Origin of the sequence: Mesorhizobium sp. M8A.F.Ca.ET.165.01.1.1, from assembly GCF_004792065.1 — a bacterium.
Classification (GTDB): Bacteria; Pseudomonadota; Alphaproteobacteria; order Rhizobiales; family Rhizobiaceae; genus Mesorhizobium.
This window is the reverse complement of record NZ_SRTH01000196.1, coordinates 1-306: the sequence shown is the minus strand read 5'-3', so window position 1 is coordinate 306 and position 306 is coordinate 1. Positions and strand designations below refer to the sequence as shown.

The following is a 306-nucleotide window of genomic DNA, read 5'->3' as shown; positions in this document are numbered from 1 at the left end:
CGGGTCTTGGCGGCCTGGCCCTTGGCCGAGGGCATGACGACATAGACCGCGCCCTCGTCGGCCAGCGTCCAGTCCTCCAGGATCGGCACCAGCCGGCCGTCGGCGATTTCGCGTCCGACCAGCCAGTCCGTGCTCATCATCAGGCCGACGCCTTGCACCGCAGCCTCGACCAGCACCTCGGCGTCGTCGCTGACCAGCGGCCCCGAAACCTCGACGCGCCCGCGCCGACCCTCGCGGTCGGTCATCTCCCAGGCAGGAAAGGTCTGGAAGCCGGTGAAGCCGAGGCAGGAATGCTCGAGCAGCGCC

1 protein-coding gene is annotated in these 306 nt (G+C 70.3%); it reads right to left on the bottom strand.

Going from position 1 to position 306, the window contains the following annotated elements:
* Nucleotides 1-306, bottom strand: a 306-nt coding sequence (locus tag EN808_RS35725; protein WP_245525212.1) for a LysR substrate-binding domain-containing protein, incomplete at both ends; no start/stop codon positions are given.